Raw genomic sequence first — 14,770 nt, 5'->3', positions numbered from 1 at the left:
CAGACAGCCATGCTGCGGCAAGCATGGATGTGACGCTGCCGCTCAGCAAGGTTCGCTGCATGAAGTGCGTCGAAAAAATTAAACAGGCGCTGAGCAAGCTCAATGGCATCGAATCGCTGGATATTGATACACAACAAGCCCATATCACAGGGCACATCGATCTGAGTGAGGTGATCACCACCATCGAAAGCCTTGGTTACCAAGCTGGCTATCAGCATGATTTGCCTCTGTCGGGTCTGTCATGTGGCAAGTGCGTCAGCAAACTGGAGGCCGCATTCGCAAACGAGCCGGAAATCATTCAGTTTGAAGTCAGCAAAACCCGGGCCAAGGTGCAGGGCTCACTGACCGAATCCGCGCTGATAGCCCTGATTGAATCTGCAGGCTATCAGGTACCGGCTGAAGCTGGTGCGGTTGAAACGAATGCGACAAAAGCTGTCTTGCACGATGCAACTGCACCTGAACAAGCGAAAACGGAGCAACCCGAGCCGTCACCATCAGCCGCTGCTGAAACCGCGCCATCTTCCGATAACAGCCACTACTTTTTGCTTTCCGGCATGACCTGCGCAAGCTGTGTGTCCTCGGTTGAAAAAGCCATTCAGGGTGTGGATGCGGTTACGGCTGTCAGTGTCAATCTGGCCGAGCGAACCGCGCTGGTTCAAGGCAATATCGATCCAGAGTCGGTGATCCAAGCTGTGTCTGATGCCGGTTACGGCGCTGAGCTCAGTGAAGACGAAGCGACAAGACGCGAACGCCAGCAAGCCCAGAACACAGCAACCTACAAACAGCATCTGCTCAATGCCGGGCTGGCATTAGCCCTGGGTGTGCCCCTCATGGCCTGGGGCGTTTTCGGTGGCAGCATGATGATCGAGTCGGCCACCAGCCAATGGGCCTGGGGCATTATCGGAGTGCTGACGCTGGCGCTGCTCATTTACTGTGGCGGCCACTTTTTCCGCGATGCCTGGAAAGCTTTCCTTCATCACAGAGCCAGTATGGATACCCTGGTGGCGCTGGGGACAGGGGCGGCCTGGTTTTACTCCATGTTTGTGGTGCTCAAACCCGACTGGTTCCCGGCCCAGGCCAGACATGTCTATTTTGAAGCATCAGCCATGATTCTGGGGCTGATCACCCTGGGTCATGCCCTGGAAGCCAAAGCACGCGGACGCACTTCACGGGCGCTGGAAAAACTGATCGACCTGCAGCCGCAGACCGCCATTCTGGTGGATAAGCAAGGCGAGCGTGAAGTCCCGCTGGCAGAGATTCAGCCGGGCATGCTGCTGCGTTTACGTCCGGGCGCTAAAGTGCCTGTTGATGGACTGATAGAGCAAGGCGAGAGCTATCTTGACGAATCCATGCTGACCGGTGAACCCGTCCCGGCTCATAAGAAGCCGGGAGACAAACTCCATGCCGGTACCATCAACCAAAGCGGCGGCCTGCTCTTTAAGGCTGAGCAGGTAGGCAATCAAACCCTGCTGGCCCGGATCATCGGTCTGGTTCGTCAGGCACAGAGCAGCAAGCCGGAGCTGGCGAAAATGGCCGATACCATTTCAGCCATATTCGTGCCGGCCGTGATGATCATCGCCATTGTGACCGCCACACTCTGGTATTACTTTGGCCCGGATCCCGTCTCGATTTACATGCTGATCACAGCGACCACTGTGCTGATTATTGCCTGTCCCTGCGCCTTAGGACTGGCAACCCCGATGTCGGTGACCGTCGGTCTTGGTCGTGCTGCAGAATACGGGATCCTGATCCGTCATGCCGATGCCATGCAACTGGCTGCCAACATAGATACAGTGGTGCTGGATAAAACCGGTACGCTGACCGAAGGTAAACCTGTGCTCACTCACAGCCATTATTATGGGGATCACACTGAGCAGGCTGTGCTGACTCTGGCGGCAAGCCTCGAACGGGGTGCTGAGCACCCGCTGGCAAAAGCGATCGTTTCAGCAGCAGAAGAGAAAGGATTAACGCTGCAATCTGCCCGAGACTTTAACGCTCAGGCCGGCTATGGCGTCGGCGGTGAGGTGAACGGGCAGCGGGTGCTGCTGGGCAACCGTGCACTGATGGAAAAAGAAAATATCGCCATTTCTGCCCATCAAGATGATGCCCACTCGCTGGCCGATGCCGGTGCAACGGCTATTTTCATTGCCGTAGACGGCGAACTGGCCGCACTGCTGGGCATCAGTGATCCGCTGCGATCAGACTCTAAAGCGGCGGTCGAGCGGCTTCAGGCGAAAGGGATCGAGGTGATCATGCTGACCGGTGACACCGAACGGACAGCCAAAGCGATCGCCCGCCAGGCGGGTATTGACCGCGTGATTGCCGGTGTACTGCCCGACGGAAAATCCGAACAGGTGGCAAAACTGCAACAATCCGGAAAACATGTGGCCATGGTCGGGGACGGCATTAATGATGCCCCTGCACTGGCTAAAGCTGAAATTGGTATTGCCATGGGCAGCGGCAGCGATGTCGCCATTGAAAGTGCGCAACTCACTCTGGTGCGCCACTCTCTGCACGGCGTCGCCGATGCACTTGAGCTCTCATCAGCAACCTTGCGTAACATGAAGCAAAACCTGTTTGGCGCCTTTGTGTATAACACCTTGGGGATTCCGCTGGCCGCCGGGATTCTGTTCCCCTTCACAGGCAGTCTGCTCAGCCCTGTAATTGCCGGAGCGGCAATGGCGCTCTCGTCCATCACTGTGGTCAGTAATGCCAACAGACTGAGACTTTTCCGCCCTGGCAGTCAGGGCAACACACCATTAAAAAAGGAGGCCTGAGATGATGGCTTTACTTGCTGCGCTGGCCATTGGCTTTATTATCTGGTGGTTCTGGCTCCATCCCAACAAATAATCACGTTTGAGCGGCTGCCTGTGTCAGCCGCTTTTTCTTGCCAGTCCGCACCAGATTCCATAGGCTGTATGCATCCTAGCGCCAATGGAAACAGCATGCTTAAATCTCTGCTCACCAAAGCCGGTATCCTGCTGACAATCTTCAGTTCAGGTGCCTCTGCCGAACCTCAGGTCTGGCTGGCCAAAGACAACCAGCGGCAGTTTGTGCTGATGGGGTCGATCCATGTCGGCAGCGATGCACTCTACCCCCTGCCTGATGCCTTTAACCGTTACTGGCCTCAAGCAAATGGCCTGATTTTAGAAGCCAATATCCAGAAGCAATTCAGTATGCCACCAATCGACGAGGCGCACGTTAGCCGTAAACTGCTACCGCCTTCCGATATCCGAACCCTCAGAGATCTTGCCGCTCAACTCAAACTGTCTGCTTTCAGCCTGCTCGAAAGCCCGCCCTGGCTCACTGCCATGCATCTGCAAATGGCGCAATCGCTAAAGTTTGGCCTCACCCCGGACAAAGGCATTGATCAGGTGGTGTTTAACCGGGCACAAAAAGAAACTGTCCCCATTTTCGAACTGGAGGGAATCGAAGCCCAGTTTCGTTTGCTGTCTTCACTGCCTGATCACGGATTAAACCTGCTGCAAACCACGCTCAACGAATGGCCACTGCTGGAACAAGAAATGGCCTGCCTGCTCAGCGCCTGGCAACAGGGTAATAGCGCCGTCCTGACAGAACTCAGCCAGCAAGTCGCCTTGTCAGATGAAACCGAACAGCACTTGCTGATCCAGCGCAATTACAACTGGGCGAAACAGCTCACCACCTCTCCTCAGTACCAGAAAGGGACTTTCCTGGTGGTCGTCGGCGCTTACCACATGATGGGCGAAGAAGGGCTACCGGCATTGCTGCACAAACACGGATTCAACGTTCAGCAAATCAACAACGCGCAACCTGCTACCTGCCAATCCGGTATAGCCAAAACCCCCTCTGACAACCTGCCCTGAACCGCCTGGTCTAACTCCCCTTGCCAATGGAAGGGAATATTCTTGGTTTCAGCAAGAACTGTACGATCCCTCCCCCTTTTCAAGGGGGAGGCTAGGTGGGGGTTACTGGGCACAAAAGCCAAATTCTGCACATAAAAAAGCCCGCTCATCGAGCGGGCTTCTATAATATGGTCGGTGAAGAGGGATTCAACGCGGCGGGCTTCCGCACCCGACCCGACGGGACCAAAACTGTCGCTCTCTAGCGATTAAAAGCTAATAGACATAAAAAAACCCGCTCGATGAGCGGGCTTCTGTAATGTGGTCGGTGAAGAGGGATTCAACGCGGCGGGCTTCCGCACCCGACCCGACGGGACCAAAACTGTCGCTCTCTAGCGATTAAAAGCTAATAGACATAAAAAAACCCGCTCGATGAGCGGGCTTCTGTAATGTGGTCGGTGAAGAGGGATTCGAACCCCCGACCCTCTGGTCCCAAACCAGATGCGCTACCAAACTGCGCTATTCACCGATAATTCTGTTTTTGCTTTGAGGCTTGCTCCAGAGGGGCCCTCTGGTCCGCTGTTCTCAAAGCCGGAGATGCGCTACCAAACTGCGCTATTCACCGATAATTCTGTTTTTGCTTTGAGGCTTGCGCCAGAGGGTCCCTCTGGTCCGCTATTCTCAAAAGCCGGAGATGCGCGACCAAACTGCGCTATTCACCGAAATTTTTTCAGACTGAGGACAGTCTTAAAAACGAGATTTGATTCTTTTGAAAGTATAACTCTAGTTACCTGAGTTACTCAAACCGCGTTTTGAAATAGTGCTCGGTGAAGAGGGATTCAACGCGGCGGGCTTCCGCACCCGACCCGTGTCGCCGTCTTACCAGCCACAAAGCCCGACGTATCAGACTTTAGAAATAGTGGTCGGTGAAGAGGGATTCAACGCGGCGGGCTTCCGCACCCGACCCGTGTCGCCATCTTACCAGCTACAAAGCCCGACGTATCAGACTTTAGAAATAGTGGTCGGTGAAGAGGGATTCGAACCCCCGACCCTCTGGTCCCAAACCAGATGCGCTACCAAACTGCGCTATTCACCGACAAGTTTTGTTGCTACTTTGAGTTTTGCTCCAGAGGGTTCCTCTGGTCCGCTATTCTCAAAAACCGGAGATGCGCTACCAAACTGCGCTATTCACCGACAAGTTTTGTTGCTACTTTGAGTTTTGCGCCAGAGGGTCCCTCTGGTCCGCTATTCTCAAAAGCCGGAGATGCGCTACCAAACTGCGCTATTCACCGACAAAAACGAAACGCTGAAGCGATTCGAGGTGGCCTATAATACTGGCTAATTTACTGAACGCAAGGGGGTGGGCAGAAATTTTCCTTTCCTCGCTGCTACTTGCTTAGGAATGCACCAGTTCATCAAAAAATTTGCCAGAATCCACAAAAACATACACAAAAGTGATGATTCGATGATGGATTGATCCAGATCATCAGCCCGTTCACCAAGGTCCATTAAGCTTGAATTCAGTTTCCCAGGCAGAGGGCATCACATGGAATTTTGGCTAGATTTACTCTTTGGTAATCCGGTTGGCCTATCATCAATGATAGTGATTTTAGGTGCATTGGGGCTCATGCTCTTCTATGGTGGTTATTTTGTCTATAAAGCAATGAATGCAAAACCACAAGATTAACCGTTCCGTTATCTCCAATCTTCTTTGAATCCTGAGGACGCTGACAGGCCCGGGATTCTTTTTTTTCTTGCCAAGCCACGTATAATCTTCCCTACCGTCCGCAGTAGAACAACACACCATGTCCGATAAAGATGAACTGGACCTGTTCCGGGAAATGATGGCCGATGTGGCCCCGCTGGAGCAGGATAAAGTAACCCCGGAAAAGAAACATCAAATTACTGACGCTCAACTCGCCCGGCAAGCCGCAGCGCAAAGCCTGGCTGGCAGCGATCCGGAATATTTATCGCTGGATTATGCCACTATGGTCAAACCGGATGACATGCTGGATTACAAACGTGATGGGGTTCAGGACGGGGTGATCCGCAAGTTAAGACTGGGCAAGTACGATATTCAGGCCAGGCTCGATTTGCACCGCAAGACACTGAAAGAAGCCAGAGACGAGGTGCTCGGATTCCTTAAGCAGTGTCAGCGCATGGACATACGCACCGTGCTGATTGTGCACGGTAAAGGGGAGCGTTCAACGCCTCCGGCATTGATGAAGAGCTATGTCGCAACCTGGCTGACCCAAATCAGTGATGTGATGGGCTATCATTCTGCGTTACGACAGCATGGCGGAAATGGTGCCCTCTACGTCTTGCTGAAGAAAAGCCCTGAACGTAAGCTAGAAAACCGAGAGCGACATCAGAAACGTCAGAGCTGAAGCTATTAACTGGTGGGAGTGTACTTATCCCTGCCACACCACCCTGAGTGCCAGCATAATCAGCACCACGCCGGACAAACGATCGATCAGCTGGGCGCGCGTTTTCAGTGTTTCTAACACCGCTGGCCGGGACAAAACCAACGCTATCAGCGTGTACCAGAGGCCATCTACCAATAAGGGGGTGGCAACAATAATCGCTCTCTCGCTGATACCGCTCCCGACAGCCACAAACTGACTGAACAGTGCAAGAAAAAACAGCGCCAATTTAGGGTTCAGCATAGAGATCATCAGGCCATCCCGGGCTGCAGCGGCCATACTCGCAGGTTCGCCTGCCGCCAGTTTTGCCGCAACGCCCCCTTTCGAGCGCAGGGCATTGATCCCCAGATACGCCAGATAAGCCGCGCCTGAATAGGTGATGATCTGAAAGAGTGTGGGCGACTGTTTGAGGACAACCGCCAGCCCGAGCAGCGTCAGGAACGCATAGACGCCAACGCCAAATGCATGAGCCCAGGAGGTTACAATCCCATGTAAGCGCCCGCCCGCCAGACTGTGTTTCGCCACAACAGCTAAACTCGGCCCGGGTGACATTGCCCCTAACATACAAATCATCAGTAATGAAAGCCAGATACTGAGCGTCATCCTTGTCTCCTGCGGCCGATACTCAGCCTGTCGTAAATGGAATAAATTGTTAGAATAATTAACGGGCTAACGCCGCCAATTGACCACAGGTCAGTTGCAACAGATCCTTGGGCGCCAATTCAATTTCCAGTCCCCGGCGACCCGCACTGACACAAATCGTGTCATAGTCCCTGGCAGAATCATCCAGAAAAGTAGGCAAGCGTTTTTTCTGACCTAAAGGACTGATTCCGCCAACAATATAACCCGTCGTTTTTTCAGCGATGGCCGGATCGGCCATTTCCGCTTTTTTGGCCCCTGCCGCTTTTGCCGCCGATTTCAGATCCAGCATGCCAGCCACAGGTACTATGGCCACCGCCAACTGCCTGGGATCGCCATTACAGGAAAACAGCAGGGTTTTGAATACCCGGGCCGGATCCTGCCCCAACACCTCCGCCGCTTCCATGCCAAAATTGGTATTGTTCGGATCATGCAGATACTGATGGACTTTGTGAGCAATTTTGTGCTTTTTTGCGAGATTTATAGCGGGTGTCATCCTGTCCTCCGGCATAATTATCGTTACCCACTATAGCTAACAGGTATCTTCCCGCCAAGCCAGTATCAGCCCTGAGAGCAATAAAAAAGCTCACCTGCCTGAACAAGTGAGCTTGAATCTGCATTACAGAGCTTCAGTAGCAATTAACGGTACATAATCTCGCCGTTAGGCTCGAACGCATGAACATTAATCGGGCTGTTGGCTTCCAGGTAATCTTTCAGTACTTCCGCATCAACAAATCCGGTATTCACGTAGCCGGAATGATCAACCAGCTTAGGGTAACCGTCGCCACCGGCTGCATTAAAACTGGGCACTGTAAAGCGATAAGTTTTGCTTGGCACCAGCGCTTTGCCGCCTATTTTCACGTTGCTGATTTTGCCGTCCAGGATATCCATGGTAACACCATAGAACTGCGCATATGCCCCTGAATCGACAGGCTTGGTCGCCACAGAGCCCAGATAGTCCAGCACTTCGGCCCCGGTCATATCGGTATAGGTCACCATGTTGCCAAATGGCTGTACTTTCAGCACATCTTTATAAGTAATGTCACCGGCAGGAATCGAGTCCCGGACACCACCTGAGTTCATCACCGCAAAATCAGCTTTGGCGCGCTGCATGTGAGAGGCGGCAATCAAACGTCCCAGATTGGTTTGCTGGAAACGCACAACATTACGGTCGCCTTCCAGTTTGCCATTCGACTGGGCAATCTTAATATTCAGCTTCGCCTGACCGCGCTCCTGATAGGGTGTCAGGAAGGCTTTCACCGTGGGATCCTGAGGAATCTCCTGCTCAATAAAGACTTTCTGGGACTGGCCGTCAGCCAGCTTAATTTTTTTCTTCAGATTAACCGGGATCAGATCGTAGCTGACCATATTCAGCTCACCGTTTCTGAACTCGAAATCAGCGCGGCCCACATACTTGCCCCACTCGTGCGCCTGTACAATCCAGGTACCGTTTTGCTGATCCGGTTTGCAATCCTCGCCGGGGTTAAATGACGGATTGGCTATATTCGGCCCTTCCATACAGACGGGTTCCTGAGAATGGCCACCGACAATCATATCCAGATCGCCCGGTTCAAGATATCGCGCCAGCGCAACGTCTCCCGGCGCATTCACACCATGCTTACCGTCGGCATAATGACCCATGTGGGTCGCGGCAATAATCAGATCAGGTTTTTCCGTCTCTTTCAGCTCAGCGATGATAGCTTTGGCTTCCGCTTTCGGATCACGAAATTCAATCCCACCTATGTACTCTGGGTTACCGATTTTGGCGGTATCTTCAGTGGTCAGGCCGATAACGGCAATTTTGATCCCCTGTCGCTCGAAAATCTGGTATGGCTGGAACAAGCGCTTACCTGTTGCCTTGTCATAAATATTGGCTGACAGCATCGGGAAGTTAGCCCATCCTTCCTGCTTGCGCAGCACATCGAGCGGATTATCAAATTCATGGTTACCCAGTGCCATGGCGTCGTAGCCAAGCATGTTCATGCCTTTGAAATCGGGCTCTGCATCCTGCAGATCCGATTCAGGCACACCTGTGTTGATATCGCCGCCAGACAACAGCAGGCTGGTACCGCCTTCTTCTGCCACTTCTCTCCTCAGGTCATCCAGCAAGCTCTTGCGGGCCGCCATACCGTACTCACCGTCGCGGTTATGCCAGAAACGTCCATGATGGTCATTGGTATGAAGAATTGTCAGCTTATAGGTTTGGTCTGGTTGCCAGGTGTCGGCTTGTTCCTGGCTAGCACAGCCGGCCAATACCATCAGCAATCCCGCAGACAAGGCAGTGCGGGTAAACATTTTATTTTTCATTTCATCACCTTACACAGTCAACTCTCATGGCTCACCTCCTTTCCTTGGCGGTGGCTGTGGCCAAAAACAGCGCTCAGTGTAAAGTAATCAAATGCGAGGTGGCAGGCGATTTCACCATAGTGTTAATTGGATCACTATGCAATCGATATCATTTTTATTTTTGAAGAAGTTAGAAAGAAAACACCCCGTTAAAGGGGTGTTTTTCGACAAACGGGTACGCCGCTTCAGGCCGCTGCAGTTCTGATTTGCTGGTGCTTTATAAATATCGCAATCAGTGCACTGGCCGCCAGAAAGAAACAATAATAAGAATGGCTGACAACCGCGAGTGGCGACAGCCCGAATACCGAACCCAGCAACAGCGCCTGCGCACCGTACGGTAGCACGCCCTGAATCACGCATGAGAATATATCCAGCAAGCTGGCCGAGCGGCGTGGCGTCACGGCATTTTGCTCTGCCAGTTCACGGGCTACGCCCCCTGCGACGATAATGGCCACTGTGTTATTGGCGGTGCAGACATTGGTCAGGCTGACCAGCCCTGCAATACCCATTTCGCTCGCTTTTTGCGATTGATCACCGTCTGTTTTTTTACCGAAACCGCTGATCAGTTTACTGACTAACAGCGTCAGAAATGCCAGGCCTCCCTGACGACGCATCAGCTCACTCATACCGCCGATCAACAGAGATAACAGGAAGATTTCCTGCATGTTGCCAAATCCGGCATAAATATCTTTGCTCCAGCTCGCCAGACTGTAGTCAGACACTGACATTAAACCCACACCACCAGCCAGAATAATGCCCAAGCTCAGTACAACAAAAACATTCACACCAGACACAGCGAGGACCAGAATCGTGATATAGGGTAAAACCTTCAACCATTCGATGCTGGTGACCGTCGGTGCTTCAGAGGGTGTGGAGTGGAAAAGAAACAGCAAGATGGCCGCCAGTGCAGCTGGCAACGCGATGGCGATGTTCTCGCGGAACTTATCGCGCATTGCACAGCCCTGAGAGCGGGTCGCGGCGATCGTGGTATCAGAGATAATCGACAAATTATCGCCAAACATGGCACCACTCAACACGACACCGGCAGTCAAAGCAATATCCAGATCGGCTGTATCAGCAATGCCCAATGCCACCGGCGCTACCGCAGCAATTGTGCCCATTGAAGTTCCCATTGCCGTAGCAATAAAGGCAGCGATGACAAAAATACCCGGCAAGATCAGGCTGGGGGGTAATAAAGACAGACCGAGATTGACGGTTGCATCCACTCCTCCCGTGGCTTTCGCGACGGCTGCAAACGCACCGGCCAGCAGATAAATCATACACATGGCGATGATGTCGCTGTGGCCCACGCCCCGCATGAAATCTTCAATGGTTTTGTTGAGCGCATCTTTGCTCAGCACAATAGCCACCAGGATGGCAGGCAGAGCCGCAACCGGTGCCGGTAACTGGTAGAAGGCGAAATCAACCCCCTGCCAGGTCAGATAGCTGCCCACACCGATAAAGAGCGACAGGAAAACCGCCAAAGGCAGCAGTGCCAGCGCGGAAGGAGACGGCGAGTCTGAACGTGTGTGTGGATTGGCGTGCAACATTATCTCTACAGGGCATTGTTTCGAATTGGTCGCATAGCCTAAAACTTACATCCAAACGTGTCAACATCCAGACGTCTAAACATCCATATGCAATTAATACTCCAGAGACTTATCCTGACACCACCTACTAGTGCTTCGCCAGTTAAGCCACCTGTCTCGTCGCATGCCGAATATTCATTAAGCCACTGATAACAATCAGCAATGACCCCAAAATAACAAAATTATCAGGGATATCATCCCATACGATATAACCAATCACGCCAGCCCATACGATACAGGTATACTGCATCATACCTGTGACTGAAGCCGATACCCTTTTCAATGCAAGGAAAATGCACAACTGCGCAAGCCCGGCACTGAGGCCACAAAGAATGAACAATCCCAGATCGCTCCACGTAGGTACAGTAAAACTGTTGGTCAGCAGCAACCCGGAGGCCAGAATATTAAACAACATGCCATAAAACAGGACAGCAGCCGGGCTTTCTTTTGGCCCCATCTTTCTCATCACGATAGTATTCAGAGCAAAGCAAAGGGCAGCCGCTAAGGCACCAAGTACACCAAGATTAAACGTCACCATTCCCGGGCGGAGCACGACTATCGTTCCTGCAAACCCGAGGCACACGCACAGCAGCTGATAGACAGAAATGCGTTCAGCAAGAAAAACCGGTGATAGCAGGCAAAGCAGTAACGGACCGGTTAAAATGATTGAAAAAGTGTCAGCAAAATCCATTTGGCTAAAGGCAAATAACGCTGAAAACCGCATGGCGAGAATAATGATCCCACGAGCGAGATGGTATCTGTACTGCGTGGTTACCAGTACTGATGAAAGACTGTTGCCATTTAACATGAATATAATGGGGATCAGACTGAATACAGAGCTGAAAAAGGTAATTTGGGCAAAACTGTAATCTGAAGAGAGCTGTTTACCCAATGCATCCATAACACTGAACATCAGGAAGCTGAAAGCGGCAAGCAGAACCCCTAAATGGCGCCCTTTATTTAGCATGGTTATCCTCATCAAATATTAACCGGAGCGACTGATAAAACGCCTCAGAAAAATCGACATTGCCGCGCATGTTATCCGTCATATGACAGACTGAAATACGCAGCCTATGTGTATTTTTAATTGGCTTACATGAAAACAATGGCGCCAGCTTTTGTCTGAACACCGGCGACTGACACTCAAGTACCACCATGTGGCTTTTCCCGGCAGAAATCACTGTTACACCATTACGATTTAGCAGCGCCTCAGTGGCGGGTGAGATGTGGATAAAAGCATTATTGAAACATTGCGGATGAGCGGAGGACAGCCGTTTATCCAGCGCCATCAAGTCCCGTAATGAACGGGCACCGTTACTGGCTGTGTCTAAGGTCTTACTGAGCAGTTGATTTAGCGGATGTGATTTCTTGACAGCCAGCAAAGCAATACCGATATGCAGCCCGGCATGCTTATGAAGAGGCGCAAAGAAAACATCCGAGTGTGCGATCAGATCGTGATGGTGCACGGTCGCAAATGACTGCGCACCGTCCACTGCCAGTATTGAATGGCCATGCAACTGACCTAAATCAATAAGATTACCTGTAACCGGAGACAGGTGTGTCACCAGTTGTATCTCAGGTTGGCCACCACTTATATTCCCTTTAGAGAATAATTGAAATAAAGACTGGTATTGCGGGTAATGCTGTTCATCAGCAAAATCAATATTGACGCTAACCTTATTTAACTGGCAGGCAAATAAAAAGTTGACCAGACAGTCCGTGGTATTAGTGAACATAAATAAATCATGTTCAGGGCAGTACATGTTTCTCAGTTTTTCCTGAACATCCAATTTCAGTCGGTAATAGGACTTATAGTATGCTTTCCCTTCCATTCCCGGGCCAAGAGCCTTGACGAGATCCGGGTGTATCGATGAAGAATCAACTAACATTCTTGGCTTGGTCACTTTATTCATTGCCCGCTAAATACAGTCGTATTTTATCAATGATATCATCATCATTTCGGACCAAGCGTGATACATTCATGCTACTTTCTAATCCGGGCAACTCATTACCGATGACATAACCTTCAGAAGCATTCGATAACAACGTAAAATCATTGTCATCATTGCCAAAGCAGATAAGGTTATAATGGCTAATTCCGCTGATGAGATTCAGCGCTTTATATTTGTCTGTGAAATCGCAATTCAGCTCAGCTGTATCATCACCATGAAAGTTAAATGCGATACTTTCACTGAGGCTCTTATACAATGGCATCAATTTTTGATGAATATGCTCTGAGCGGCAAGATATTTTTATGACCCCCTGATCCCAGGTCGGACTTGCTTTATCTAACGTCTCTTTATCTTCATAAGCCAGCATTTCCGGAAATAATAACTCATTGCCAGACATGGCAAACTTATCCCCGTACTCGAGAAAATAGCTTACCTCCATTTCATCGAGAAACTGAACTATGGTATTCACGTCTTTTTGCGACAAACCGGACACAAGCGTCTGCTGATGCATTTCATCTAGAATGACTGAACCATTGCAGCAGATGACAGGGACTTCACGGCACAGATCGCCTAATGCTTTTCTCGCCCCCCTGGGAGCTCGGGATGTCGCAAATGCCAGACGGGATGATGACCCATCTTTGATTGTCTGGAGGGCTGCTTTCATTTTGTCACTGACAATTCCGCCGTCAGCAATAGTACCATCAATATCAAACACCAGCATATTAGGAAGATCGTTATTGATTTTCTTCCCAGACTTCCTGACTAACCCATTTCTGATCAGAGAAGGAATAACATCAATAGCAAAAACACTGCCTATCGCGACCCCATTTTCCAGGTGTTCTCCATCCATCCAGGCTATTTCTGCAATTTCAGAACATGGTTTCGGCTGACCGAATATCTTTACAATATCTACTTCAATCTCTACCAAAGTGTCTTCAAAAGCACTTTTTCGAGTAAATGTGCCAAAATATTCAGCGCTCACCAGCTCTACGCCGAGCTCTTCGTTTAACTCCCGTTCAAGGCACGCTTTTTTCGTTTCACCGTCTTCGGGTTTACCGCCCGGAGAGATAAACATATCTGTCCCTTTTTTCCTGACCAGCAAAATTTTCCCGGCTCGGCATATAACAGCAGCATATTTTTTTATCGTTTTCATTTCCAGAGTCACTTTTCTCTCGAAAGACAATAAGAGTGCCGTATCAACAGCACTCTTACATCATTAATGCATCGTCAAACATATCAGATACAAACGTATCAATGCGTTCAGGATGCTTTTCTCAATGCTTGATAATTTTTCAGTTTACCTGACAGAAAATGAATAATGTCATCGCAAAGACTTTCCTTGTCCGCCAGATATTCCAAAATGGTTTCATCAGAAGCGATGGTGGCTGAATCGCCAAAAATCGACACACCTTCCAGTGATTTTGTCGATAGTCCTAACTGCAGCAGGCGATACTTTACTTCATCTTGTGACTGGGCCATGTGATAAACAGGGCTGTTATAGGTAATACCGAACCGTTTCATATAATCGACAAAATATTCTTTTGCGACTAAACGCTGCTCTGGAAATTCTTTTTGGTATTCAACGATACCGTCATTAATAATATCGATACCATTTCGAGTGCAATAATCGATCACGTGGGCATGAATCGCCATTTTTTCACCCAGCAATATCAGGTTCTTTTTATACTTGGCAAAATCGCTTTCAATATTCTCTATTGCAATACTTCTGAAACTACCACTGATATCTACCACTTCATGCGTTAGCACTAAATCGCCAAATCTGTCTTTCAACTCCTCTACACGTAAAGGCAATAGCTTTCTGTGTAACCCGCAACCACTATTAGCGGTAAACAAATGAACCGGAATACCATTTAGCATTAAATAGCTGGCGGCAAGGGTACTGTCTCTGCCCCCGGTAAACATAACCAGTTGCGGTTTTTTATCACATCCATGATTTGTCTTTATACTCATTGTTACATCCTTGATGATGACCAAACAGG

12 protein-coding genes and 2 tRNA genes are annotated in these 14,770 nt (G+C 50.3%); 4 read left to right on the top strand and 10 right to left on the bottom strand.

From position 1 onward, the window contains the following. Window positions 1–59: 59 nt before the first annotated feature. Together LN341_RS03765 and LN341_RS03760 are read left to right on the top strand one after the other, a co-directional pair. Entirely contained in the window at window positions 60–2,777 is a 2,718-nt protein-coding gene (locus tag LN341_RS03765; RefSeq protein ID WP_304622701.1) for a copper-translocating P-type ATPase, read from the top strand. A 168-nt stretch (window positions 2,778–2,945) separates the two neighbouring features. Next, entirely contained in the window at window positions 2,946–3,845 is a 900-nt protein-coding gene (locus LN341_RS03760) for a TraB/GumN family protein (RefSeq protein ID WP_234204059.1), read from the top strand. Window positions 3,846–4,273: 428 nt separating this feature from the next. Here LN341_RS03760 and LN341_RS03755 read toward each other — a convergent pair. Together LN341_RS03755 and LN341_RS03750 are read right to left on the bottom strand one after the other, a co-directional pair. Next, a tRNA-Pro gene (locus tag LN341_RS03755) sits at window positions 4,274–4,350 on the bottom strand. A 490-nt stretch (window positions 4,351–4,840) separates the two neighbouring features. Continuing rightward, window positions 4,841–4,917 (bottom strand) — tRNA-Pro (locus LN341_RS03750). Between the two features lie 450 nt (window positions 4,918–5,367). Between LN341_RS03750 and LN341_RS03745 the strand changes: the two genes are divergently transcribed. Together LN341_RS03745 and smrA are read left to right on the top strand one after the other, a co-directional pair. Next, a complete protein-coding gene (locus tag LN341_RS03745) occupies window positions 5,368–5,508 on the top strand; it encodes a DUF3149 domain-containing protein (protein WP_234204058.1) in 141 nt (46 codons plus the stop codon). Window positions 5,509–5,626: 118 nt separating this feature from the next. Further along, complete coding sequence (gene smrA / locus LN341_RS03740) at window positions 5,627–6,208, top strand: DNA endonuclease SmrA (protein WP_234204057.1); 582 nt, start codon at window positions 5,627–5,629, stop codon at window positions 6,206–6,208. A 24-nt stretch (window positions 6,209–6,232) separates the two neighbouring features. Here smrA and LN341_RS03735 read toward each other — a convergent pair whose 3' ends face one another. The 8 genes from LN341_RS03735 to LN341_RS03700 form a co-directional block, all read right to left on the bottom strand. After that, window positions 6,233–6,847, bottom strand: a complete 615-nt coding sequence (locus LN341_RS03735) for a LysE family translocator (RefSeq protein ID WP_046221528.1) — start codon at window positions 6,845–6,847, stop codon at window positions 6,233–6,235. Between the two features lie 58 nt (window positions 6,848–6,905). Next, window positions 6,906–7,379: a Cys-tRNA(Pro) deacylase gene (gene ybaK / locus LN341_RS03730; protein ID WP_046221529.1), complete on the bottom strand. Its 474-nt coding sequence runs from the start codon at window positions 7,377–7,379 to the stop codon at window positions 6,906–6,908. Between the two features lie 143 nt (window positions 7,380–7,522). Continuing rightward, entirely contained in the window at window positions 7,523–9,190 is a 1,668-nt protein-coding gene (ushA, locus tag LN341_RS03725) for a bifunctional UDP-sugar hydrolase/5'-nucleotidase UshA (RefSeq protein ID WP_234204056.1), read from the bottom strand. A gap of 224 nt (window positions 9,191–9,414) precedes the next feature. Further along, window positions 9,415–10,779, bottom strand: a complete 1,365-nt coding sequence (locus LN341_RS03720; RefSeq protein WP_234204055.1) for a Na+/H+ antiporter NhaC family protein — start codon at window positions 10,777–10,779, stop codon at window positions 9,415–9,417. 142 nt (window positions 10,780–10,921) lie between these two features. Continuing rightward, complete coding sequence (locus LN341_RS03715) at window positions 10,922–11,785, bottom strand: DMT family transporter (RefSeq protein ID WP_162940889.1); 864 nt, start codon at window positions 11,783–11,785, stop codon at window positions 10,922–10,924. Continuing rightward, the gene (locus LN341_RS03710) at window positions 11,775–12,731 is read right to left on the bottom strand and encodes a DUF6024 family protein (RefSeq protein WP_234204054.1); all 957 of its coding nucleotides are present in this window, start codon (window positions 12,729–12,731) and stop codon (window positions 11,775–11,777) included. Before LN341_RS03710 ends, LN341_RS03715 begins: the two co-directional genes overlap by 11 nt. Further along, entirely contained in the window at window positions 12,724–13,923 is a 1,200-nt protein-coding gene (locus tag LN341_RS03705; RefSeq protein WP_234204053.1) for an HAD hydrolase family protein, read from the bottom strand. Before LN341_RS03705 ends, LN341_RS03710 begins: the two co-directional genes overlap by 8 nt. A 107-nt stretch (window positions 13,924–14,030) precedes the next feature. After that, the gene (locus LN341_RS03700) at window positions 14,031–14,741 is read right to left on the bottom strand and encodes a hypothetical protein (protein WP_234204052.1); all 711 of its coding nucleotides are present in this window, start codon (window positions 14,739–14,741) and stop codon (window positions 14,031–14,033) included. Window positions 14,742–14,770: the final 29 nt, after the last annotated feature.

Source organism: Photobacterium sp. TLY01 (assembly GCF_021432065.1).
In the GTDB taxonomy this organism is placed as follows: Bacteria; Pseudomonadota; Gammaproteobacteria; order Enterobacterales; family Vibrionaceae; genus Photobacterium; species Photobacterium halotolerans_A.
The sequence above is the reverse complement of the archived record's forward strand: the minus strand, read 5'-3'. Positions and strand labels throughout refer to the sequence as shown.

What these genes read in the sequence shown, in the direction of transcription:
- LN341_RS03765 (WP_304622701.1), top strand. Translation starts at nt 60, where the DNA reads ATGAAGTGCGTCGAAAAAATTAAACAGGCGCTGAGCAAGCTCAATGGC.
- LN341_RS03760 (WP_234204059.1), top strand. Translation starts at nt 2,946, where the DNA reads ATGCTTAAATCTCTGCTCACCAAAGCCGGTATCCTGCTGACAATCTTC.
- LN341_RS03745 (WP_234204058.1), top strand. Translation starts at nt 5,368, where the DNA reads ATGGAATTTTGGCTAGATTTACTCTTTGGTAATCCGGTTGGCCTATCA.
- smrA (WP_234204057.1), top strand. Translation starts at nt 5,627, where the DNA reads ATGTCCGATAAAGATGAACTGGACCTGTTCCGGGAAATGATGGCCGAT.
- LN341_RS03735 (WP_046221528.1), bottom strand. Translation starts at nt 6,847, where the DNA reads ATGACGCTCAGTATCTGGCTTTCATTACTGATGATTTGTATGTTAGGG.
- ybaK (WP_046221529.1), bottom strand. Translation starts at nt 7,379, where the DNA reads ATGACACCCGCTATAAATCTCGCAAAAAAGCACAAAATTGCTCACAAA.
- ushA (WP_234204056.1), bottom strand. Translation starts at nt 9,190, where the DNA reads ATGAAAAATAAAATGTTTACCCGCACTGCCTTGTCTGCGGGATTGCTG.
- LN341_RS03720 (WP_234204055.1), bottom strand. Translation starts at nt 10,779, where the DNA reads ATGTTGCACGCCAATCCACACACACGTTCAGACTCGCCGTCTCCTTCC.
- LN341_RS03715 (WP_162940889.1), bottom strand. Translation starts at nt 11,785, where the DNA reads ATGCTAAATAAAGGGCGCCATTTAGGGGTTCTGCTTGCCGCTTTCAGC.
- LN341_RS03710 (WP_234204054.1), bottom strand. Translation starts at nt 12,731, where the DNA reads ATGAATAAAGTGACCAAGCCAAGAATGTTAGTTGATTCTTCATCGATA.
- LN341_RS03705 (WP_234204053.1), bottom strand. Translation starts at nt 13,923, where the DNA reads ATGAAAACGATAAAAAAATATGCTGCTGTTATATGCCGAGCCGGGAAA.
- LN341_RS03700 (WP_234204052.1), bottom strand. Translation starts at nt 14,741, where the DNA reads ATGAGTATAAAGACAAATCATGGATGTGATAAAAAACCGCAACTGGTT.